Annotated in this window: 15 protein-coding genes and 1 pseudogene; 8 read left to right on the top strand and 8 right to left on the bottom strand. The window is 51.8% G+C overall.

Translation table 11 applies throughout. The features are described 5' to 3' along the window. Positions 1-82: 82 nt before the first annotated feature. Both fxsT and KTE_RS36140 read left to right on the top strand, forming a co-directional pair. Positions 83-2,860, top strand: coding sequence for an FxSxx-COOH system tetratricopeptide repeat protein (fxsT, locus tag KTE_RS36145; protein ID WP_201390370.1), 2,778 nt, complete (start codon positions 83-85; stop codon positions 2,858-2,860). A 251-nt stretch (positions 2,861-3,111) separates the two neighbouring features. Next, positions 3,112-4,095 (top strand): metallophosphoesterase, encoded by a 984-nt coding sequence (locus KTE_RS36140; protein WP_201390368.1) that lies wholly within the window; start codon positions 3,112-3,114, stop codon positions 4,093-4,095. 251 nt (positions 4,096-4,346) lie between these two features. Here KTE_RS36140 and KTE_RS36135 read toward each other — a convergent pair whose 3' ends face one another. From KTE_RS36135 to KTE_RS36115, 5 genes are all read right to left on the bottom strand, one after another. Continuing rightward, complete coding sequence (locus tag KTE_RS36135; protein ID WP_201386915.1) at positions 4,347-4,961, bottom strand: transposase; 615 nt, start codon at positions 4,959-4,961, stop codon at positions 4,347-4,349. Next, a complete protein-coding gene (locus KTE_RS36130) occupies positions 4,961-5,479 on the bottom strand; it encodes a helix-turn-helix domain-containing protein (protein ID WP_201377570.1) in 519 nt (172 codons plus the stop codon). The genes KTE_RS36135 and KTE_RS36130 overlap by 1 nt, the downstream gene beginning before the upstream one ends. A 72-nt stretch (positions 5,480-5,551) precedes the next feature. Further along, entirely contained in the window at positions 5,552-7,138 is a 1,587-nt protein-coding gene (locus KTE_RS36125) for a cell wall metabolism sensor histidine kinase WalK (protein WP_201390366.1), read from the bottom strand. An 11-nt stretch (positions 7,139-7,149) separates the two neighbouring features. Continuing rightward, positions 7,150-7,845, bottom strand: a complete 696-nt coding sequence (locus tag KTE_RS36120; protein WP_201390364.1) for a response regulator transcription factor — start codon at positions 7,843-7,845, stop codon at positions 7,150-7,152. Positions 7,846-7,969: 124 nt separating this feature from the next. Further along, the gene (locus tag KTE_RS36115; RefSeq protein ID WP_201390362.1) at positions 7,970-8,533 is read right to left on the bottom strand and encodes a DUF5666 domain-containing protein; all 564 of its coding nucleotides are present in this window, start codon (positions 8,531-8,533) and stop codon (positions 7,970-7,972) included. A 560-nt stretch (positions 8,534-9,093) separates the two neighbouring features. On the opposite strand from KTE_RS36115, the gene KTE_RS36110 reads away from it, so the two are divergent. Continuing rightward, entirely contained in the window at positions 9,094-10,515 is a 1,422-nt protein-coding gene (locus tag KTE_RS36110; protein ID WP_236600844.1) for a glycoside hydrolase family 30 beta sandwich domain-containing protein, read from the top strand. 1,902 nt (positions 10,516-12,417) lie between these two features. After that, the gene (locus KTE_RS36105; RefSeq protein WP_201390360.1) at positions 12,418-13,194 is read left to right on the top strand and encodes a hypothetical protein; all 777 of its coding nucleotides are present in this window, start codon (positions 12,418-12,420) and stop codon (positions 13,192-13,194) included. A 187-nt stretch (positions 13,195-13,381) separates the two neighbouring features. On the opposite strand, the gene KTE_RS48220 is transcribed toward KTE_RS36105, so the two are convergent. The 3 genes from KTE_RS48220 to KTE_RS36095 all read right to left on the bottom strand — a co-directional run bounded on the left by KTE_RS48220 (position 13,382) and on the right by KTE_RS36095 (position 15,835). Further along, positions 13,382-13,849 carry a hypothetical protein gene (locus KTE_RS48220; protein ID WP_236600843.1) on the bottom strand — a complete coding sequence of 156 codons (468 nt, stop codon included), beginning with the start codon at positions 13,847-13,849 and terminating at the stop codon, positions 13,382-13,384. Continuing rightward, positions 13,789-15,285, bottom strand: coding sequence for a hypothetical protein (locus tag KTE_RS36100; protein WP_236600842.1), 1,497 nt, complete (start codon positions 15,283-15,285; stop codon positions 13,789-13,791). The genes KTE_RS48220 and KTE_RS36100 overlap by 61 nt, the downstream gene beginning before the upstream one ends. Before the next feature lie 142 nt (positions 15,286-15,427). Continuing rightward, positions 15,428-15,835 (bottom strand): SRPBCC family protein, encoded by a 408-nt coding sequence (locus tag KTE_RS36095; protein ID WP_201390358.1) that lies wholly within the window; start codon positions 15,833-15,835, stop codon positions 15,428-15,430. Between the two features lie 176 nt (positions 15,836-16,011). On the opposite strand from KTE_RS36095, the pseudogene KTE_RS36090 reads away from it, so the two are divergent. The 4 genes and pseudogenes from KTE_RS36090 to KTE_RS36075 form a co-directional block, all read left to right on the top strand. Continuing rightward, positions 16,012-16,671 (top strand): annotated as a pseudogene (locus KTE_RS36090) (IS3 family transposase); the annotation flags it as partial. A 94-nt stretch (positions 16,672-16,765) separates the two neighbouring features. Then, a complete protein-coding gene (locus KTE_RS36085) occupies positions 16,766-17,248 on the top strand; it encodes a pentapeptide repeat-containing protein (protein ID WP_201390353.1) in 483 nt (160 codons plus the stop codon). A 166-nt stretch (positions 17,249-17,414) separates the two neighbouring features. Continuing rightward, positions 17,415-17,807: a hypothetical protein gene (locus KTE_RS36080; protein WP_201390351.1), complete on the top strand. Its 393-nt coding sequence runs from the start codon at positions 17,415-17,417 to the stop codon at positions 17,805-17,807. A 5-nt stretch (positions 17,808-17,812) separates the two neighbouring features. Continuing rightward, the gene (locus KTE_RS36075; protein WP_201390349.1) at positions 17,813-22,519 is read left to right on the top strand and encodes a DUF4132 domain-containing protein; all 4,707 of its coding nucleotides are present in this window, start codon (positions 17,813-17,815) and stop codon (positions 22,517-22,519) included. Positions 22,520-22,561 lie beyond the last annotated feature (42 nt).

Here is a 22,561-nt window from a genome sequence, read left to right as displayed (position 1 = left end):
GTATAGCAGTTGGCATATCGCTTTACATTGCTTTACAACGCTTCTTTTGTGCCATTTCTATGGAATGAAAAGGAGGTCACCAATGCAGAGACCCTCTTATGGAGAGCGAGACTATTCCTTTGGTCAGATGATGCTGACCCTACGGACCACGATTGGGCTGACACAAGCAGGGCTTGCTAGCCAGCTTGGTGTTTCTCGCAATGCGATTGCCCAATGGGAGGGAGGCAATAGTTATCCCAAAGCCAAACACCTTCAACACTTGATCGAACTAGGGGTTCAAGCTTTCGCCTTCCCTGCTCAACACGAAGAAGAAGCGATTCGGGCACTTTGGCGGGCTGCACGCCAGAAGGTGCTTCTAGATGAACACTGGTTCCGTGAACTGCTACATCGCTCCTCTGTCTCCTCATCTGAACAAGATCTCGTTGGCGCTACACAGAGGACTCAGACAATGACCAATGGGATTACCCTCTGGACAGTTCCATTTCCCCGCAATGGCCACTTTACCGGACGTCACGAACTGCTCGACCAGCTTACTTCGCAACTCACTTCCCTTGCCTCAAGCCAACCAACCACTATCCGTCGGGCGGTTCTGACACAGTCCCAGGTCATTAAAGGACTGGGTGGAATTGGGAAGACCCAAATCGCCGTTGAATATGCCTATCGCGCTCGTGAAATGGGTCATTATATCCATACTTTCTGGATCTCGGCTGCCAACGAAGAGACTCTCTTGATGAGTTTTGCGGCGCTTGCAGAACATCTACCATCTGTTTCCTTCAAGAAGGAGACAGACCAACGCAAACTGGTCACTGCCGTCATTCGCTGGTTAGAGCAGTGCCAGGAATCCTGGCTGTTGATTCTGGATAATGCTGATGATCTCTCCATGGTGCATCCTTATCTTCCAGTCCAAGGACATGGCAGCCTGCTTTTTACTACGCGATCAAGTGCAGTTGGCTGGCTGGCACCCTCTCTAGAAGTAAGCACCATGGGTGTTATTGAGGGTGCTGAATTGCTATTACGCCGTGCCGGACGCTTCGCCCAGGCATCAGATGAGCACATGAATGAAGCGGCTACCCTGGCAACGGAATTGGCATTGTTTCCTCTGGCACTCGATCAGGCAGGTGCATACATTGAGGAGACTGGGTGCGGTGTGACGGACTATCTCCAGCTCTACCAGACACATCGCCGTATTCTGCTCTCGCGCCGTGGCAGACAGGCGATAGGGTACCCGCACTCGGTCGCTACTACCTGGGAACTCTCGTTCCGGCACATCCAAGCGACCAATCCAGCCTCGGCAGATCTACTGCGGTTATGTGCTTTCCTCTCGCCGGATGCGATTCCCGAAGAAGTGCTTACCAAAGGTGCTTCCCATTGGCCTCCTGCGCTACAAGCGGCTGTCGCGGATCGTCTCAGCTTCAACCAGATGCTCGAAGCGCTGCTTGCTTTTTCTCTGATCCAACGGTTTGCGGAGGATCATTCCCTTAGCATTCATCGGCTTGTACAGGTGGTACAGAGGGAGCGTCTCTCACCGGAAGAGCAACGCCAATGGATGGTGCGGGTAGTGCGAGTACTCAATGCGGTTTTTCCGCAGAATCCGCAAGACTCTACTTCCTGGCCCATCTGTTCGCGCTATTTGGATCAGGTGCAAGACTGCGCTGCCTTGGTCCGGGAGCAGCATGCTCTGCTTCCCGAAGCGTCCGAACTCCTCAAGCGGGCTGGAGCATACCTGTATGAACGTGGGCTGTACACGCCCGCTGCCCAGCTTTACCAGCACGCTCTTTCCATGCGAGAACAACTGGTGGGTGAGACCGACCCCGCGAGCATATCAGCTATGGCCTATTTAGCACGCATCTATTTCAGTCAGGGAGCTTTTACGGAGGCGGAAGCGCTCTACCAGCGTGCATTATCCATTGTGGAACAGTACACGGAAGCAGAACCACTTCTCTTTATTGATGTATTGCGCGGATTGGCGCATGTCTATGGTGATCAAGGAAAGTATGCTCAGGCCGAAGTGCTTTACCAGAGAGCGCTGTCTATCTGGGAGCAACTCGCAGAAGCGGAACAGATCAGAAGAGTTGGCATCCTGGGAAGCCTGGCCTTTGTTAAGGCTCAGCAGGGAAAATATACAGAAGCAATCATCCTCTCCCAGCGGATGCTGCGTCTCCGTGAACAACACGTGGGTCCAGACCATCCCTCTGTGGCCTCTGCACTGCTTGGGTTGGCTCAGATAACGACCTTAAAGGACGAGGACGCTCCAGTTGAGCATCTCAATCTGCGGGCATTACGTATCTACGAGCAACATTTTGGACCAGAACACCCACTGGTAGCCATGGCTTCACATGCACTGGCAAGGCTGTATACGGGGCAGGGAAAATACGTTGAGGCCGAGCCACTCTATCAACGGGCGCTGCATATGCGCGAGCAACAACTTGGGCCAGAGAATCTCGATGTCGCGGACACGCTGCGCGGATTGGCAGACCTCTACTACAAAGAAAAGAAATATACGGAGGCCGAGCCGCTCTATCAGCGAGCGCTCTCCATCCGAGTGCAACAGCTTGGACCAGAAAATAGCATCATTATCGATGTGCTGCTTGGATTAGCCAATCTTTATCGAGACCAAGAACAATACACGCAAGCCGAGCCACTTTACCTACGGGCGCTATGCATCAGTAAGCTCTACCTGGAGCGTGTTGAGACTACGCACATTCTGCACGATTTTGCATACTTGCAACAAATGCAAGGGAAAACAAAAGAGGCGGTAACCCTTTACCAGTGGGCGCTCCTCATCCGAGAACGCATCCTTGGATCTGAACACCCGCTAGCAGTCAAAACGCGCAAATGTTTACAAGTGGCTTCGCAGTGACTGACCTAGTTAATAAAATGAGTAAAGGGGAAATATTCCGCTGATCATCCATCATTCACGTCCCTTTATTTCATCAAAACAAGTTTGTGGTACAGGTGAATAGGCTCTTGCTGCTTAATTTGTTGCTGCGCATCGATATAATGACCCATTTGCTTGCGCTCACTATGCCCAGGAGATCTATTGGAGCGAACCTCTAACTGTGTGATACTTATCCCAGCAGTACGAACGAATTGGAGGTTCTTAGAACTTTTATGGATGATAGCTATAGCGCCTATATTGCAACGCCACTTGATCAGGATCAGGAATTGCTGTATTTCTGGGCCATTGGTGACATGCATTTTCGCGATCATGAGCAGTGGAAAAAGCTTCATACTCCGCGTATGACGCAGATGTTTGACGACTTGCAAACAGTGTGGCAGGAGGAACGCCGTCCTGCGTTCTGCGTTTTCCCCGGCGATCTCGTAGAACGCGGTGCACTCAGAAACTATGAATTGGCGAAAAAGGAACTCGCCACGTATTTGAAGGACATGCCATTTTATCCAGGCATCGGCAACCACGAATACCTTCCTGAGGAGGACGAAAACGCGCCTCATGGTATTGAAGAATTTACCTCGACCTGGTCTGTACCCATACGGTATGCCTGGCTTGCCGGGGAAGATGAGGGTATTGTGTGTATTATGCTTGAACAGCCTGATTGGTTTTTACCTGACAGGTGTGAACTCAATATGGATGTTGTCTTTACGCCAGAAGCCCTTGCTTTCCTCGATGAGACGTTGGCCGCCCATGCTGGACGCACCGCTATTATTTTTGCCCATTGTCCCTTGAAAAACACGGTATTGGACCGCGACCCTGTAAGGAATCTCGACGATGACTCATTAACCCGTTTCTTCTTTGTAGAAAATTCGTCAGCGGTACGCGATATTCTTGCTCGCCATTCCAATACTGCTCTCTATATTTGCGGGCATACCCATTCTGGATGGGGGTCTCCACATCTCATTCACACCGAAACGCTGGGTACTCATCCGCTGACTCATGTCAATCTGATGAGCCCCTGGTATACGGGCTTTCATGGACCCGTCAAGAGCGAGGATGATCAAACCTTAGTGTATCGCTCGGACGATCCAGATATGCTGGCCTCATTCGCTGTCCATATCTACCCGCAGAAAGCTATTATTCGCGTGCGTGACCACCGCACACAGCGATGGTTGGCACAATGGGAGATTCCTATTGCTTGACACTCTCGGCTCTTCTTCCGGAAGGTCTGCCATTTTGACAAGCGCCTACTGTTTTCACCAAAGCGTAACCAATATTCTCTAGTTGATAGACCTCCACAATTAGATTCGACCCTTGGAGCGGCTCCTGGCTCCAACATGATTGATGTTCTTGTTTGGGAGGGATAGAAAAATTATGAACACAGCAGACTGACGACGAAATGTCAGTCTGCTGTGTTTTCTGTGATCATCAAAATAAGGCTACTAGTGCAAGATTACGAAACCATTTCGGAAAGAGTTAAATGTGGTTCATACGAGCACCCATAGTAAGCGCAGACCCGGCTGGCTAATTGATGGGCCGAAAGCAAGCCATCAAGTTCGACCACATTGCGCTTGCCATGGACCCACTTTGGTTCAATCGGATTGAGCCAGGGGCTTTTGGTGGGCAGTTGAAAAGGCAAAATCCGAACGCCTTGATGGGATTGCTTAACGGTGAGGTTGTGTTCCCGGATCCAGGTACGTACCATCTTGCTCACATGCCAGGAGGCATTGTCCCAAATGAGGAGCCAATGCCGTTTGCCTTGTGCTGCCAAGTGCTGGCAACACCAATCCAGAAACTGAATGGTGATATCGCTGACTGGGCGTCCCGTGACAAAACGGAGCCACATCTCCTCTCGTAGAGGATCATCATGGCTCCCTTGTTGCCAGAGGACGCCATAACAAGCCAGTGCTTTGGGGTCAGGATCATCCTTTAGCCAGGATTGCTCAACCAGACGGACGGGGTGCTCTGCGTCTTGCCAGGCGTGGAGGCGAGGAAGAGCAAAGCGACTCCACCAGACCTCGTCAAGGAAGCCAATGGCCCAGTCGGACTGAAGGCTCGCGTAGGCAATCAACCGTTGCCGAGCGTTTTTTTTACTTGGTATTGTGGGTCGGGACTAGTAATCCAGTGCTTGGCGCGTTTCCAACTGGTTCCCAAGCGTTTGAGCGCACGGCACACGCTCGTGACGCTGGTCGCAGTCGGAATGATTCCTTGTTCGAAGCTGATCTTGGCAACCAGAGGCAAGCTCCACAGGCTGCGGTTGAGCCCAAAGTCGCGAGGGCTGCGGTGCAAGAGGTCTTGCAACGCCTCTAACGCGTCGTCGGGAATGCTTGTGCGAAGGTGATGTGGGCGGCAGGACTCGCGCTTGAGCACGGCGAGTCCGCGCTCGTTGAAGCCTTTGATGACATTGCGAACGGTCTGGTCGTCGCAACCCAGTTGCTTGGCTATGGCTCTGGCATGTTCGTGACGAGCACTTGCCAAGAGAATCTGGCAGCGACGCAACACAAAGGCTGAGGAGGAACGTAATCTTGCCTGGATCTCGTTTTGTTCGTTTTCGGTGAGTGGCCGGATGAAGATGGGTGCTTTCATACCTATTCATATCGGTTCACTTTCCTACTTTCTTTCGTTCTACTGCACTAGGCCCTTGTTCGACACCAGAAGCTAGTTGCCTTTCGGTGTTGGCGAATGCTTTGAGAGCATGTCACCAGCATCTGCTAATAGCCAGAGCGTCACAATAGTGCCCTCACCAGGAGTGCTTCTGATAGCTATCTTTCCTCTGTGTGCTTCGACGATGTCTTTCGCAATGGAAAGACCCAAACCATTCCCACCTATTTGTTGGGAAAGACGCGTTCGGGCCGGATCGGCACGATAGAAACGATCAAAGACATGAGGCAGATCCTTTGGCAGAATGCCAATACCAGTATCTTGGATCTCAAGCCTGATATGTTCCGTTCCTTCTCTTGATGCCACAATGGTGATACAACCGGTGGGCGGCGTAAACTTCAGGGCATTCTCAACGATGTTAAGAAGTACCCGCCTCAGTTGACCTATATCTGCACGCAGCGCAGGTAGATCCGCTGGTATTTGAGAAGAAAGTTCCTGACCGCAGAGAAGTTCTTGAACCTGTTCACACACCTCTGTGACCAGTGGCGCTAGAGGTACTGTATCAATTTGAGGCTTCATATATCCTTCATCCAGGCGCGTGAGAGCAAGCAGTTCCGTTACCAGGCGTTGCATCCGCTCGACCTCGCGATACATGCCGTTAAGAAGGTGATGCCTGGTCTCCTCATCCCCATTGTCAGCCCGAATGAGTAGCATTTCGAGACTTCCTCCAAGCCCGGTCAGTGGTGTGCGTAATTCATGAGAAACATCGGCCACAAAACGTTTTTGCCTGGCAAACGTTGCTTCCAGGCGTGCGACCATACTGTTAAATGCTCGCGCCATCCGTCCGATTTCATCTTGTGTTGGTGGCTCTGCCAGACGTAGCGATAATGTTCCCATAGCGATTAAAGAGCTGACTCTCTCCAGTTCCCGTAGGGGACGAAGGGCCACGCTAATAAGAGGCAGCGTGAGAGCGGCAGCTATGCACAAGACGATGAAAATACCAAGAGCCAGGGTCAGTTGGGTAATAGAGATTGCTTGATCAATGGTCGTGGTCGGGATACTGAGCAGTAAGAGGCCTTTTTTATATCCCGCGATATCGTTATCTGGCGTTGTTTTTACTGTTTTATCCCATATGATGATTTGTTGCAAGATAACCAGTTGACGTTGTCCCTGGTCGTCGTTGGCAAGCTTATAGGATTTCTCTGCGAGCCACTGTTGGAGAAACGAGCGTGTCAGGGGAATCGCTGGCAACGCGCGATATTTGGAAATAGAAGTGTTGCCCGTATTTGTTGCTAGCACCTCTCCTTCGGGGGTAAGGACGGCGACGCTCATGTTCTGATTCTGATCAAAACCCTTTACTATTGGCACAATACTGACCGCCACCTCTTTTCTCATTGAGGAAAAGGAGATGATCTGTGACTGCGTAGGCGCAGTTTTGGTGACGATCAACTGCGATTGCGCGAGGCTTGTTTCCTGGGAGAGGATATTTGCCTGGTTTGCCAGCAGTATCTTTTCCTCAGTCGTCGAGATGATGATGCCTAAGGCTGTGAGCAATACCGCGAAGAGACCAAAGGAAACCAGTGCTAATCGCCATCGGATCGGCAAAGATGCTAGCAAGGGAGGGAATGTAAAACGTCTGGACATGGACGACCTCCTTAGCCGCGTAGGACATACCCCACGCCACGCACTGTTTGCAAGAGCCGCGGAGGATCGTCCTGTAACTTTTCACGTAAATGGCGAATATAGACTTCAATGACATTATCGTCGCCAACATAATTATAGCCCCATACACGGGCCAGGATGGCATCACGCTTCAAGACCTGACGTGGATGCATCAGAAAGCATTCCAGGAGTTCAAACTCACGGGGAGTCAGGTCTATCGTGCGTTCCTCGCGAGTGACAATGCGCGTGACTCGATTGAGCGTAATACCTTGAAACGAGAGGACTTCCCCAAACATTTTGCCACGCCGCCGCAAAACTGCACGTACACGCGCCATCAATTCCTTAAAGACAAAGGGCTTGGTCACATAATCGTCCGCACCAATATCTAATCCGGCAACACGATCCTCGACATCTTCCTTTGCTGTCAACATGATAATTGCGGTATCGTGTGCATTAGAGATCCGCTGCGCGACAGCCATGCCATCTAAACCTGGGAGCATGAGATCAAGAATCACCAGATCAGGGAGGCATCGAGTAATGCTCTCTAACGCCTCTGGTCCAGTGGTCGCCACATGAACCAGGAAGCCTTCATAGCTCAATCCGACACGCAGAAAATCAATGATTTGCGGCTCATCATCAACCACGAGAACGGTTGGTTTCTGATTGGCAGTGTCGTGCTGGATGGTCATGCGCAGTTTCCCTTCTCTCATCAACACAGGTACCCTCTTGCTCAGAAAGTACCTGTGCCTGGTTTTGCCTCATCAATCTAGCAGTGCTCTACCACCGAAGTAAGTCCCTGTATAGACGTAAAGGTTACTTAACCTCGGAATTTGCCGGAACGATGACGACAGACTGCGCTGTGAGCGAACCATTACTATGCACTGTGCAGTGAGCGGTAACGGTCATACCTACTTTGAGGTCACTTAAGGTTGCGGGCAGCTTCTTTTTGTCCTTGAAATCGAGTTTGAGGAAGATTGTGCTATCGGTTAGGTGAACGATGGACTGTGTATCCTTCGTTTGCAGCGTGATGGCTGAACCATCAATCTTCACAATAGTTCCAGCAACGTCGGTAACAGAGGGATCATAGGAAGTAATCAACTGAGTAGTGATACTCCCATCATGGTTAATCGTACCAGCAAAAATGATGGATTTGCCTACCGCGACGATGCTACGATCTGGATCGTAGGTTGTCTTCGCTGTAGTGAGGAGCGTGACCTGGTTGCCCTTTTGTTCTGTTCCCAGAAGTTTTGCCTGAATCGTATTGCCGTTCACATTGGTTATCGTCGCCAGACCTTTGGTGAGATTGCAGGACTGTGAACAAGGAGGCTTCTCTTTTGGTGGAGTCTTATTCAGACTGTTCGCACTGGCAGAGGACATAGTGATACCTCCCATGAGGAACACTGCGCCCATCAAGGCAAGCATGCTCGTTAGAAACAGAATTTTTTTTCCAGAAGGTTTTAGCCGAAACAAGGTATTCTCCTTTCATCAATGCACATTTTTGGTTGAGGCTTTTTCTATGTACCTCGAAAAGAAGCATACCTCTGTAGGTTGAAATATTACGGTCTGTTTGCTGAATGTTTGCTGAATGTGTGAAGAGGCGTTGAACAAGAAACATTGGTGGAGGGCTGTAACGCCATCTTCATCAGTTGAGATGCTGCTCTTTTGGTCTAGAGGTCTGGACATATTGACATCTGAGAAGGAGGTAGGTATAGTTGATATAGTACGAGCTTATATCAGCTTTGGCAATAAAGGTTCAATAGTACATATAAGAGACAATACATTGCAGAATTGAAGGTTATTTAGTGCACCCCTTGTTGGAGAGGAGGTATTCAACGCCATAAATTGATACATGGTACGTAATTGTCCCGCATGATGGGAAGGAGCCCATTGTCTTTGTTTGTGGCAGGCCGACAGACAAGAATATCATGGAGGATTGTATGTTCTGGTCGACTCTTTTTCGCAAACTCTCGGTACACGTACTTCATATCATCGTAATCTGTATTGTGATCGCATGTAGTGTCTTTGCCTTCTTCTCTTCTCCATTCTATGCGCATGCTGCTGGCGAGACAGTCAGCGTGTGGCTCACCACGGGGGATCTCAGCACCCATCTCGCGCAGCAACCAGGTCTCACATTTGCCACTGGTAACGCTTCCGGAAACATAATTACCGTCAACGAGAATCAGACCTTTCAACAGATGGATGGTTTTGGTGCTTCTTTTACTGACTCCTCCGCGTGGCTTGTTTATAACAAGATGAGTAGTAGTCAGCGCTCTACATTGATGAATAACCTCTTTAGTAGCAGTAGCGGCATTGGCCTGAGCTTCCTTCGCCAGCCTATTGGTGCTTCAGATCTCACGCGGCCAGCTCCTGCGGTAGGTGAGTATTCGTATGATGATATGCCCAGTGGACAGACTGATCCGTCGCTGGCGCATTTCACCATCGCCCATGATTCCGCTTACATCATTCCAGTGCTTCAACAGGCGTTGCAGATCAACCCTGCCATCAAGATTATGGGCACGCCCTGGAGCCCCCCTGGTTGGATGAAGTCGACTGGCTCGATGGAGGGTGGGACACTCAACACGAGTGCCTATAGTGCTTATGCCAACTACTTTGTCAAGTACGTTCAAGCATATCAGGCCCAGGGGCTACCTATCTATGCCATTACACCGCAAAATGAGCCTCTCTATGTGCCCAATGGTTATCCTGGAATGTCGTTTCCTGCGAGCGATGAAACCAACTTCATCAAAAACTATCTGGGGCCAGCCTTCGCTAGCAACGGTGTTACAACGAAAATACTGGGCTACGACCACAACTGGGATCAGTCAGGCTATCCTACTACCATATTGAATGATGCAACCGCCAACGCTTACACTGCTGGTACCGCCTGGCACTGTTATGGTGGTAGTGTTGATGCACAGACGTCGGTACATACCTCGTTCCCCAACAAGGATGCCTGGGAGACGGAATGTTCTGGTGGAACATGGGAAAATAGCAATGGCTTTCCCAATACAATGTCGCTGTTGATTGGTGTTGTGCGCAACTGGGGCAAGTCGGTGGTCCGCTGGGGCATGGTGCTTGATCCTAATGGTCAACCAAATCTCGGTACGGGCGCGGCCTGCTCAACCTGTCGTGGCGTTGTCAGCGTGGATCAGAGCAACGGTAATGTCACCTATAACGGGGATTACTATGCTTTGGGGCAGGCTAGTAAGTTTGTCGCACCCGGTGCCTATCATATTGATTCCAGCACTGGGAGTAATGGCATTCAGGATGTTGCCTTCAAGAATCCCGATGGAACCAAAGTGCTGGTTGTCTATAATTCTGCATCTAGAGGCGTAGCCTATGTTGTAGTATCGAGATGAAGGCCTAACACTGATCAGATCAGTATCACGTGTCCAGGTTCGCCTGGCGTAGGATCCCGGCATGCTGGTGCTTGGTTGCCCAGCCCACTTCAAACCAGAAAAAGGCAGCTATAGCCAACACTCAGTCGTTACCACCCCCTGTGTATTTCTAAATGCCACCCCCCTTGTGTATCAAATGCGTATAAAAGCGCTCTAAAGGCCAGTGTAATGGGAGGTGGTAGAAGCCGCCAGGCGGTTGATTTTCTGCCTCTGGACGAATGCCACCCCCTTGGCTGGTATCAGGACCTCCCAAAAAAATACGCTAACTAGCTCTACAAGCTAGCTTAGGTGGGGGTGGTGTTTAACGCTAGCCGGTTGACTTTGGCGCTAGCTGGTTGACTTTTTGGGGCCTTTTGTGCCACCCCCCCTCCCTTTAGGAGTTGTTAAACAATATCTAATGTGAAATTATCGGTCCGCATAGCAGGCCAAAAAAGAGCTTAATGAAGACGGCAAAAAGGATTTGCCCGGCAGTGGCTTTTGCCGCCAGGCGGTTGATTTTAAGAGGTAAAAGTGCATTATGCGGGCTAGTAGGAAGAGATATCGCTGGCTATAATGTCGATATAGTACATTCGTGACTACCGTCGAGATCCTGTCTCACGATGTCACGCGCTGATGAGATCAGATGGCGTCTATAAAGGATGTGGTGTGGAATTAATGAAGTCCGGCAGAATAGAGAGGGGAAAAAGGAGTGCAGAGGCAGTGGAAAGAAGAGAGGCGGATGATAAGGGATAGTATCCATGTCTCACCGGTGCGGCAAATCACGCTACTATGCAATCTGGCCGAAACCTTGATTAAGCGGGTCTTCATAAAGGCAAAACGGCGCAAGCTATGTTTACTTTGTGCATCCTTTATCACATTCTTCTCTCACTCGCAGTCGATTTTGATGCTCAGGCTGAATCGAGCACAGTCCCAAAAAGAGAAAACTCACGCTCTGACACAGCGTGGGTTTTCCAGCACTTTTTAACGTTTGCTATTTAATCCTGGAGGCCTCCTTATGGACTCGAGTTAACCTGCTCGCTCTATCCAGAGCCTATTTGACAATTAATTAAGCAACTACAAACCAACGAGAGATTTTACCAGCCCGGACTTTTTGCGAAAGACCAACCAGACTGGTGAGGGACCTTATGTTGTTTTCTGTAGTACAGATTGTATTTTTACTACTAGTATAGCACGGCCCTTTTCTCTCCGTCAATAAAAGATGTGAATGTAGGAGAGATAGCGCATGAGAGCAATAGCGGCCAAGCCAGGTGAATTCCCCCCTCCAATTGCAACCGGAGGAAGACCCATTGAGGATGCTGTTGTCATCTTACGCCCAACAGGTGACCAAAACACCGCGAATTTTCCCGCTGTAACGCAGAATCTACTACGTGCCTGGATAGATCCTGCTCGTTTGCACCTCGTTGAGATGCTTTCCTCCCCATCACGGGAGGGGCACGTGGAGGGATTACGCGTTCTGGCAGATCTCTGCCGCATGGCCTTCCAGCCGCACTTATTTACATCTGATGAGATACCGCCTCTGACCGAAATCGAAATTGATAATATCGCGAAATCATGCAAACGGTCGCGAAATCGGAATGATTGCCCGGTGTGGTCCTATGGGAGAGAAACGACGCTCAAGTGGTTGGTATTGTTTGAGGCTATCAAAATTATCAATAAATTCCGTCGCAAGAGGAAGACCGTGATCCAGATTCCGCTTGGAGAGCAACCCCCACTCAATGAAGAGGAGCTCTTAGAGCGTTTAGATCTCTACTTGGTTGAGTACAAAAACGGCAAAACCCGGGAACTCCTTTTGCGCGCACGTGAGGATATTAAGCGGTATGGTATTCCTACGCTCTCTCGGGTGAGAAGGAAGAGCCTCGTCTCTTGGAGCTGCGCCTGCAACTCCAAGAGGCGCTCATTTGCAAGCTGGGGGAGGTTGGGGTTCCCCGCAAGATGCGGAGGAAACTTGTCCTCTGGTTTACGACTCAGCCCTTGCATCTGCTGATCAAGGGCTACCTGGGAGCAATGGAGGAAACCAGGGAAAGACATGTCTTGCCAGGCTCCTTTAAAGAGGAATGCTCGTCCCTCTCTCTCCACTACACTTGTGTGTTAGAGAAGGAGGCCGAAAATACCCAAATCCCTTCTGAGAGCAGTACGGAAAACAGAGACAGGCACGATGAAACTCCACAAGAGGCGCCCTCGCTCTCCTGCCAGAATGCTTCCTTTTCGGGACATGACTCGGAGAGTGAGAAGCAGCCATTGCAAGATGACCAGGCGTGGAGTGGGCCGTCGAGCGAAGTATTGGATGATGTGTCAGACGACCTGGAAGCACGGAGATTGATATTCGTCCTTGATGGCCCGGAATATCTCGACGATGCATTTCTAGCAAGCGAGGATGGCCAGCGGCTCTACCGTGGCTATCTCGCAAAGGTCAAGCAGCGGCGGCCCGAAATCGTGCGCATCAGCGTCATCAATGCCCTGTTGCAAAAGGATTGGCCGGTCTGGAAGGGAAATAAGAGGGACGCCCGCCTGGAAAAGGTGGGGGCCTGGTTCCATTCGTCTTACGACCGCTATGTCGATCAGACGCGACCCCTCAAGCCGACCGGTGAAATTGCCCACGAATTGCGCAACGAGCCTGTTGAAGGGCTCATCGCTGGGTAAGGAGACGAAAGCTCCTCAGAACAGGAGAGAATGTCCAGAAGAGGGAAGAAAAAACCGGGAAGGAGAAAGCAAAAAGACCAGAAGGTGAGAGAAACAGAGCAAAAGCCGGGCAAAAAAGACATGAAGCATCGCTCGGAGAAGCCTGCTTTTCCGAGGAGAAGAAACCCAACGGCGACCGGTCGCGGTGTTACGCGGCCGATAGACCGAGCCAGGTCGCAAAGCCTTCTGGTACCCCGAACAGCGTGATTGTACTCCGAGCAGTAGTTGAGGCAGAGGCATTGCAGGCCAATCGCGCCTGCCATGAGAGCCGAGAATGGGCTCGTTGGGCGCGAGAAAGCACGGATGCCGGCGTGGCTGAGTCAAGCTGGCTGGGAGGCTCCAGGTGCACGTCAACCCGCTGGTGGCGCACGAGCTGCATGCAGGCTCGACGATGCTGTCTACGACTCCAGTCACGCCACTGCAAGGGAGCTGAGCCGACCTGGAGCGGATGGAGCAATAGACTGACCCGGCGTGGTTTCTGGGTGTTGCCACCATGCCATTGACACTGTTCGCGTAAGCAACAGCCTCGACACTGGCTGATACGAGCGGCATAGATCAGCCGCAGGCTCCCATCAGCCTCCCGGCGCTCTTCGGTCGCACGCAGTGCCTGTCCCACGGGGCAACGCACAGTGCCATCAGGCTGAAGGGCAAAGTCGCTCCCCGAGAAGCGACCCAGTTTGAACGGCAGGGCCACCTCGGCTGCTGCATAGCCCGAGACAGAAGCGGTGGGCTCTTTGGAGGGGGAAAGAGCAGGGGCAAACTCAGTGATGCGCACCGGCTCAGGCTCAAGTTGATGTCCCAACTCCAGACGGAGGTTCCAGAGCCATTGCGAGACGATCTGCCAGGCTTCTTGCCCACAAGCGGCATGAGAACACCAGCGATCGGGATCTTGCTCGCTATCTTCATCCGAGAGGGTGGTTTCAAAGGCCCCCGATGCAGATACAGCGCCACGATATCAGAAGCGGTGAAGGCCTCCTGCGGCAGCCTTGTCAAGAACAGTTCGTAGACGAGTCCGCCGCGTTCGACACCAATGCGGTTCTTTGTCGGCCCAGCAGGATGGGTTGCCACCACGAGACGACAGCGCTGCCCGCTCGCACCCACCGCTACATCCGGGCAGTCATAGAGCGTACGGACCAGGTTACTTTCCGGGCGCGAGAACTGCTGATCAGCAGGCAAGTGCAAGCGTGTCTGGACAACAGGTAGGTCAAGGAGCCGATAGTCTTTGCCGCGCATCACGAATGCGAACCCGAGCAGATCAGCCAGGACGGCTCCAGTTCCATACAGACCGTCAAGCCGCAGGAGCGCGCTCTCTTCGGGAAACTGGTGCGCTTGTAGGTAGGACCCGATCACCCCGACCGCTCTGCGCAACTCCTTGCGGTACTCTCCGTTACCAGGGTTACCGAAGGAACCGAGCCACTGATACAAATGCGCTTGCAAGACCGTCGTCCGGGTGCGCACGATTTCTCCCCGCTTGCGACCGGTGTAACCAGGAGCACACACCTCTTGCAGCCAACGTTGGGGAACAGGCAGTTCCGGGGTCTGGGGTAAGGCTCGTTGTCGGGCGGCCTCACGGGTGCCATCGATGTCGAACACCTTCCACTGGTTGCCTGTTCGATCGGTGAGCCCACATGGTTGCTGCTCAAAGTCGGGTTGCCGCCCAAGCAGCTCTTCGAGAAACAGCGCACGCAAGGCTTCGACTGCTTCGGCAGTCAGAGCCGCCAAAAAGCGCGAGAGCGTCGAACGGGCAGGCAAGCGATCTCGTCCGAAGAGCGCCATGAAGGCTGGGGCAAAGGGATGCAGGCTTTTGTAGAACGCTTCGAGCGTCCGTTCACCACTCACAGCATAGCCGAAGAGGACGGCGAGAAAATCGATGACCTCGTAACGCCCGAACCGACGCCGCGCGAAGCGCACACGCTGGGAAATCTTTGCCAGTACACCTCTGTGTCGAAGAGCCTGAGCGATGACCACTGCCTCCCCAAACCAGCAGGGCGTTGAGGGGACGGAATGCGAAGAAGTCTGGATGATTACCGACGAATCCATCATACTGTTCACATATGCCTCCTTTGTCAGGAATCTTTTTGTTCTTCCTCATCAAGAAGGCATATTTTTCTGCTGCTTCGCTACGGGTTCCATCTCATTGCGCAATTCCCATGAATGGCACAATGAGGGTATTGAAGAATTCATTCCCTCCTCTCTAGCTGCCTGTAGTCTGAGCTTCCAGCGTCTGTTTCATCGTGGTTGCGCCCTGCTCGACCAGTCCATGGATAACTGTGGTGACCTCATTGGGCAGCAGGTCGGTGATCCAGACGAGCCGACTGTGATTTTCCCCCTCGGCAAAGACCTGCATGGACGCATTGTGGTGAGTGGTTCGCCCACCCACCGCTGCGTAGGCTAACCGTCGAGCCTCGTCGTCAATGTCGACGAGCAGTTCGCGAACTACTGCACCGTTGGCAAAGGTCACGATTCTGGCATCTCCATCGAGGCGTGCATCGATGACGAAGCCAGGGGCGAGGCGCTGGTGGACCGCGCCGACATCGCGAATCGCCGCCCACACGTCCTGGGGGCGAGCCTGGATTAGAATTTCCTTGTGGATAGAGGCCATTAGCTTGTCTCCTGTCTACTCTCTTTTCCTTCTACACATCTTTCCGCGAAAGTACAACGTTTCTCTGCTCACTATATCCTCTCTTGCGGACAGAATCGTTCCTCATTCACGTTCAACCTAGCTGCTTTCCTGCTTCCATCACTTGGTTACTCAACCTCGTTGCGCAACCCGTGGGCAAGATCACGAAACACGTACAGCTTGAAGGAGTCCAGGTGAACCATAAGGCGGTCGCTCGACACATGCGAGAGATGGGGCTCGAGGCGATCTACCCCGGTCCCAATTTCTCCAAGCGAGCCCATCAGGCAAGCATCTATCCCTACTTGCTCAAAAATGTCACGGCCAGCACGCCCAATCATATCTGGGGGATCGACATCACGTCTATCCGCCTGAGCAAAGGATGGATGTACCTGGTCGCTGTCCTGGATTGGTACTCGCGCTATGTCGTGAGTTGGGAAGTGGATCAGACGCTGCAATTGCCGTTTGTCCTCTCCGCCGTAACGCGTGCGTTTCAGGTTGCAACGCCTGACATTTGGAATAGTGATCAAGGATCACACTTCACAAGCACACCCTATATTACGCTCTTAAAAGAACATGGAGTGCATATTAGCATGGATGGTCGTGGTCGTGCTCTGGATAACATTTTTACAGAAAGACTCTGGAGAACCATTAAATATGAGGAGGTGTATATAAAAGGGTACGAGAGTCCTCGCCAAGCTCGCCAGGAACTCGCAACCTATCTTCGTTTTTACAACGAGCAACGTCTTCATCAGGCGCTTGATTATCGAACTCCGGCAGAGCTTTACTTCGCCTCAGCAAGCAAGGAGAACACACCTTAAAACTCGTGATTTTGGTGTCTTGACAAAGGGGGTCACTATATATCAGGAATACGAGGCAGCACATGTTTCCCTCGATCAGATGCTTTTTCAACATGTGAATCTTAATAAAACGCTCTTCAAAAAAGTTCAGGTGCTTGATAGTCGCTTCTCCGTCTGTGACCTTGCCAACGCCCAGTGGACCGAGGCCAGTATGAGTCGCGTGGAACTGATCGGTTGCCATCTGATTGGCTGGCAATGTGGTGAAGCACAGTTCCAGGATGTTCTCTTTAAAGACTGCCATGCGGGCTTTTCCCAATTCGCCTACTCACGCTTCAAGGCGGTACGCCTCGAGAACTGCGATTTGAGTGAGGTCAACTTTATGGAGGTCGATCTTTCAGGAACAATGTTCGTCGATTGCGATCTCCGCAATGCGGACCTCACAGGAACGAGGCTCACAGGTGTCGATCTACGTGGTTCGCAGATCGATGGTGCACGCGTGGGCCCACGTGAGCTCAAAGGTGCGATCATCGATCCAAATCAGGCGCTCGCTATCGTCCGAGGACTGGGTATTACGGTCAAAACTACTGATGAGGGCTAAAGCAAGCGCAACGATTTCAATACATTCAGAAATCTGCGTCGGCCTATTCCCTTTCCGATTTATAATGCAATGGAAAGAATAGAAGCATAAGCAGAAACAAAAAATACCTCTTCACATAAATTCTGCGCCTTAGTCTCAGAGAACAGTATTATCAGGAGATTTTTGTATGTCAATTACGATCACCGTCAACAACGAATCGCTGCAAGGGGAAATTCAATCACCCTTGCAGCTTGAGATATTTGAAGAACGCTGTACGCTCCGCGAGATTATTCGTAGCCGCATCTATCAGGATGTCACCGAATACAACGCCCGCAAGCGTGCCCGACAGCTCTGCCTGATCCCACCATCACCCGACCAGAACCACAGTGAAGCAGTAACAGAGAACCAGCCTCAGCTCGATTGGCAATTACTATATGAGCAAGCCATCAAAGCCTTCGGGAAAAGAAGCTACATTGTGATCGTCGATACCAGACAGGTAACACAGCTCGACAGCCCGATCCTGCTCACGCCGGAGAGCAGCGTCACCTTCTTCAAACTTGTACCACTGGTGGGGGGCTAACAACGATGATCAATGAACAGGAATTGGAAACGCTTCAACAGATCCTCACAGAATACGATAAGGCTCATCGTACCAGCAAAGCCAGCCAGCAGTGTCCGCGCATCATCGAAAAAATCGATGACAATCAATATAGCCACCTCATCCAGGTAATACTGAACGATATCCAGAGAGTCCTCTATAAACATCGGCTGGAACCCTACAAGATACGCGATGATAAAACGTTTGCTTCAGACCTCTCTCTTCTCAGTGCGATCAGCGAACGAGGCGTGCCATACCAGCAGGAAGACCTGCAAGCCATCCTCTCCCTTGTGAACGACGTGTTCCAATCGTTTCTCGCGGTGGAATATCACTCAGATAGTGCACGGACCCCGTTCTTGCACCTGCTGAGCAGCTTTGTACCGGCATTGCAGCAACCAGAGATTCTCAACTATTGTCGCAGCGAATGCGAAACACTCTATACCTATGTGTATCGCTGGGGCACCTTTGAACCATTCCACGAATCCTACCAGCTTCGACAACAGCTCGAAGCGCTGCTCTTTGGGGACGACGCACCCGGCCTTATCTTCCAATTACGCAGATATGCCAGCGGGGATGCACCCGATAGCGACGAGCAAGCCAAAGTCTTACTCACTATACTCCACCAGGAGCTACGCGGACTGAGGCTCTACAAATATGACCACCCTGTATTTGCGTTGCTCAGACAAGCCAGCCCGCCCGTCAAAAAGAGTATGATTCTCCTTGCCTTACAGGAAGGTATAGGTATTCAATCGGATGAGATTACATATAATAACCGGGAGATAGTAGCCGCGCTCATCACAGATGATCTCCCCTGGACCGATGCAGATATTCAGCGCATCCTGAACATCCTTGCGCACGGTGGAGAACTCGGCAATGGCCGCAGAGGTGGCATCGTTCTACTGCAATACGCGCTCACTATCCTTAAAGCATCAGGCAAATCTTTCCGTAACCAGCCAGAGCTGCTAACACTTGAAGCTCGTCTGGCACAGGAAAAAATGAGCTATATGCAAGACAAAATCTACGCATTGAGACAGTCCATTACAGCGATGTCCTCTCCCGGCAATTCACATGGACTCGCCGCGCTCCTTCATGCCTATCAAGAAAACCAGATGCCAGATGAAGAACAGGTGGACACGTTTCTTGCCGCCTACCAGCGCGAGTTCGGAGAGCACATACCGCCTCTGGATCATCCTCTCTTGCAGCAGATGAGGGATACCCTCAGCGATTCGCTTAAAGCGCGTGTCATCAGCACCACAATCCAGAGTAGAAGTCTCTTAGAGCGAGATATGAATCTCGTCACAGTTCTCTCCTCTACACCCCTCACCTGTAGTAGAGAAGATGTTCGTGCGATCCTGCACAGCTGCGTGACATTTTATAGCAACCAGAATCTACGCAATCTGCATAACTATCCCCATAGCTTGACGTTCGATGAACGAGGTCGTTTCTTGCAATGGGCGATCAGCATCACGGCAGTTCTGCACGCCATCGCACCCGCCATCAAACAGCCTGCTATCCACGAATATGTACAGGAAGAGCTCCATACACTCTACGCCTGGTCGCAAGAAGCAGATTACACAGACTACTTCTTGAATGGAAGTCAGGAGACATACGCGTTGTACCTCTTAATCGCGGACCTGTGCTACGCCGGGAATCCTCCCGGCCTTGCTCCACTGCTACGCGACGATGCCGAAAAGGCCGAGTCATCAGCAGAAGAGCACGCACGTGCCATCCTGGTCGCCTATCATCAGGAGATGCGAGACGGCCTGGTCAACAGGCCATATGTGGTTGAATTTATCAGTCAACAGGCCAGCGAGCAGATCAAAGCTCACCTGATCAAGGAAGCATTGCTCGATGGCTATACATCCACTCTGAACCCTCCAGACTCTTATTCCAATCACCACCCCGTACACTACAAGCAAAACGTTCTGCTTATCCAGGCTATCTTTACCTACGATCTGCCCTATAGCTACGAGGATATCTATGGTATCCTGGTGGGCATCGCAAAGCTATTCGGGCTGGATGATAGTTATTATCGAACATTTCAATACGGCCCACAAAATATACGGCTCTTCGACCTGTTTAAAACCTTCGTTCCTGTGCTCAAGCCGTCAGAGTTAGAACGTCTTTGTCAGGACGAGTTAGCACCTCTCTATGAACACCTCTCGCAAGTCCGCTGGCATAGCGCACAGATAGAGGAAAATCAAATGCGCCTTCTGATCCGCCACCTCCTCTTCCCACAAAGCGCGGGTCCATTGAGAGATCTTCTCCAGGACAACACCAGACACTTTACCAGCGATAGTGAGCTCCTCATACTGCTGGCAGCATATCATGAGGAGTTTGGAGCGGGCACCCCGGATATAGACGCCGAGCTTACACGCCTGATTCAGCAACGACTCGGCGCACAGAGCATCGTGCGTCTCCTGCGCCTGAGCGCGGAAGAGACACACAACATCCAACCCGGCTCTGAATCCGAGCGGAGAGAGGGAAACACCTACCAGGTAGAGCAGGATCTCTGCCTGATAGGAACCTTGCTCAACAACCAGCTGCCCTTCGTCCCTGAAGACATTCATATGCTCCTGCATGATCTCCTGGGAATACGTTACGCGACCCATACCCTCAGGCCATACGTGCAAGAACTGGAGCCATTCCTGCGGCAACCGGACGTGCTGGCACAGTGTCGCGCCGAGATCAAGTGGTTAGTCAACCAGACGAAAAATTCCCTCTCCGATCCGGATACCCGTCGCTTCCATCTCCTGCTCCGCGATCTGCTCTCCGAACGGGGACAACAGTTCAGCTATCCTTTGCTGCCCGATCGCTGGGGTACCGCTATTCTTGACGAACTGACGGACCTCACGCCAGAGCAACGTGATCCCTGGCTCGCGATCCTGAACCTGTGTGCCAGTGCTAAGGGAACGGCCCCTACAGACAAATGGCAGCAGCAGGCCTACACGCTCACGGAAGCCATAGAGCCAGAGCAACTCACATCCACCGTACGGCGCTGGATCGACCTTTTCTGCACCCAGAAGGAAGGCCGCATGGATGGCGATAACTCTGACATCTTGCGTGGGCTGATCTGGCTCTGTCGCGGAAATAGCGATCGTGGACTGGCTGCGACCCTGGCCGATGCCGCTATTGAGGGCTATCGCAAGCTCCCGGGTGAGGGACCGCGCTGCCCCAAAGTGGGAGATGCTGGCATCTTCACGCTCGCGACCATGCCCGGCAAGGACGCGATCAGTCAACTAGAACGCATCCGCAGAAATGTTAAACAGCCTTCCTATCAGGAAAAAATCGGCAAGGCACTGGATGGCGTTGCCAGACGTGAGAAGATGAGTCGTGAAGACCTGGAAGAATTGATGCTCCCAACCTTCGATCTGCACGATGGTCAGCTTCAGATCACTGTTGGCGATTGGACTGTACAGCTAGACGCAGGAGGAAGAAAAGTAGAGCCGCTCTGGTTTGATGCCAGCGGTCAGCCGCAAACGAAACTCCCAACCGCATTCAAGCGTGAGCACAAAGATGAGATCAAGTCCGTCGATCGTCTGGCGGACGATATGCAACACTTGATCAGCTCACAACGGGGCCGATTAGAGCGCCTGTACCTGAATCCGCGACACTGGTCACTGGAGGACTGGCGTGAACGTTACCTGGAGCATCCATTGGTCAGCGTGCTGGCTCGACGACTCATCTGGCAGATCAGTTCTGGTGCACACAACTGGCGCGTCATCTGGCAACATGGGCAACTGGTCAACGCGCAGGGCCAGCCCTGTGAGTTGCCTACCCAGAGTGAGGTTACTCTCTGGCATCCCCTCATGAGTGAGCCCCAGGAGGCGCAGCTCTGGCAACTCTGGTTGGAGGAACAACAGATCACACAGCCCTTCAAGCAAGCGCACCGTGAAATCTATCCCATTACGGACGCAGAGCAGGACACATACGACTACTCGCGCCGTTTTGCGGACCACATTATCCAGCAGCACCAACTCAATGCTCTGGCCCGTGCTCGTGACTGGCAATTCTCCCTGCACAGCAATTTTTCTGGCTCGATCCAGGATGATCCGGCTTATATAGATATCCCATCGGCGGGAATACGTGCCGAATTCACGCTCGGCAATCTATACCAGGATCAAGAGATCCCACGCCACCTTTTGACCAGGAAGGTACGCTTTCAGCCCATCACCAGCCCTTTTCACAACCAGCAGTTCAAGCCACTGGAAGAGATTCCCCCCATTGTCTTTTCAGAGATAATGCGCGACGTGGATCTCTTTGTCAGCGTCACCAGCGTAGGCACTGATATCTATGGTCATGATGATGGAGATTCATTACTGGCAGAGTACTGGCAATCCTATAACCAGGAGACGCCTTCCCTGCAAATTGAAGCAAGAAGGCAGATCCTGGAACGCTTGTTGCCGCGTCTGGCAATCAGCGAACGATGTTCACTGGAAGAACGCTTTCTCACCGTGCGCGGTGACTTGCATACCTATCGTATCCATCTCATTTCTGGCAATATCTTCATGCAACCGGGGGACCAGTATCTATGTATCGTCTTTGGAGGAAAGATGCGTAAGACGGAGAAAGAGCGCTTCTTCTTGCCTTTCGAAGGCGATCCTTTGCTATCGCTCATACTCTCCAAGGCATTCTTGCTGGCGGAGGATAGCAAAATTAAGGATAAAACAATCCTCAGCCAGATTCGCCGTTGATTCCGGTATTCCATCCCGGTTCTGTAGGGGAGGAATTCGGGA

The organism is Ktedonobacter sp. SOSP1-85, assembly GCF_016587415.1.
Classification (GTDB): Bacteria; Chloroflexota; Ktedonobacteria; order Ktedonobacterales; family Ktedonobacteraceae; genus Ktedonobacter.
The sequence above is the reverse complement of the archived record's forward strand: the minus strand, read 5'-3'. Positions and strand labels throughout refer to the sequence as shown.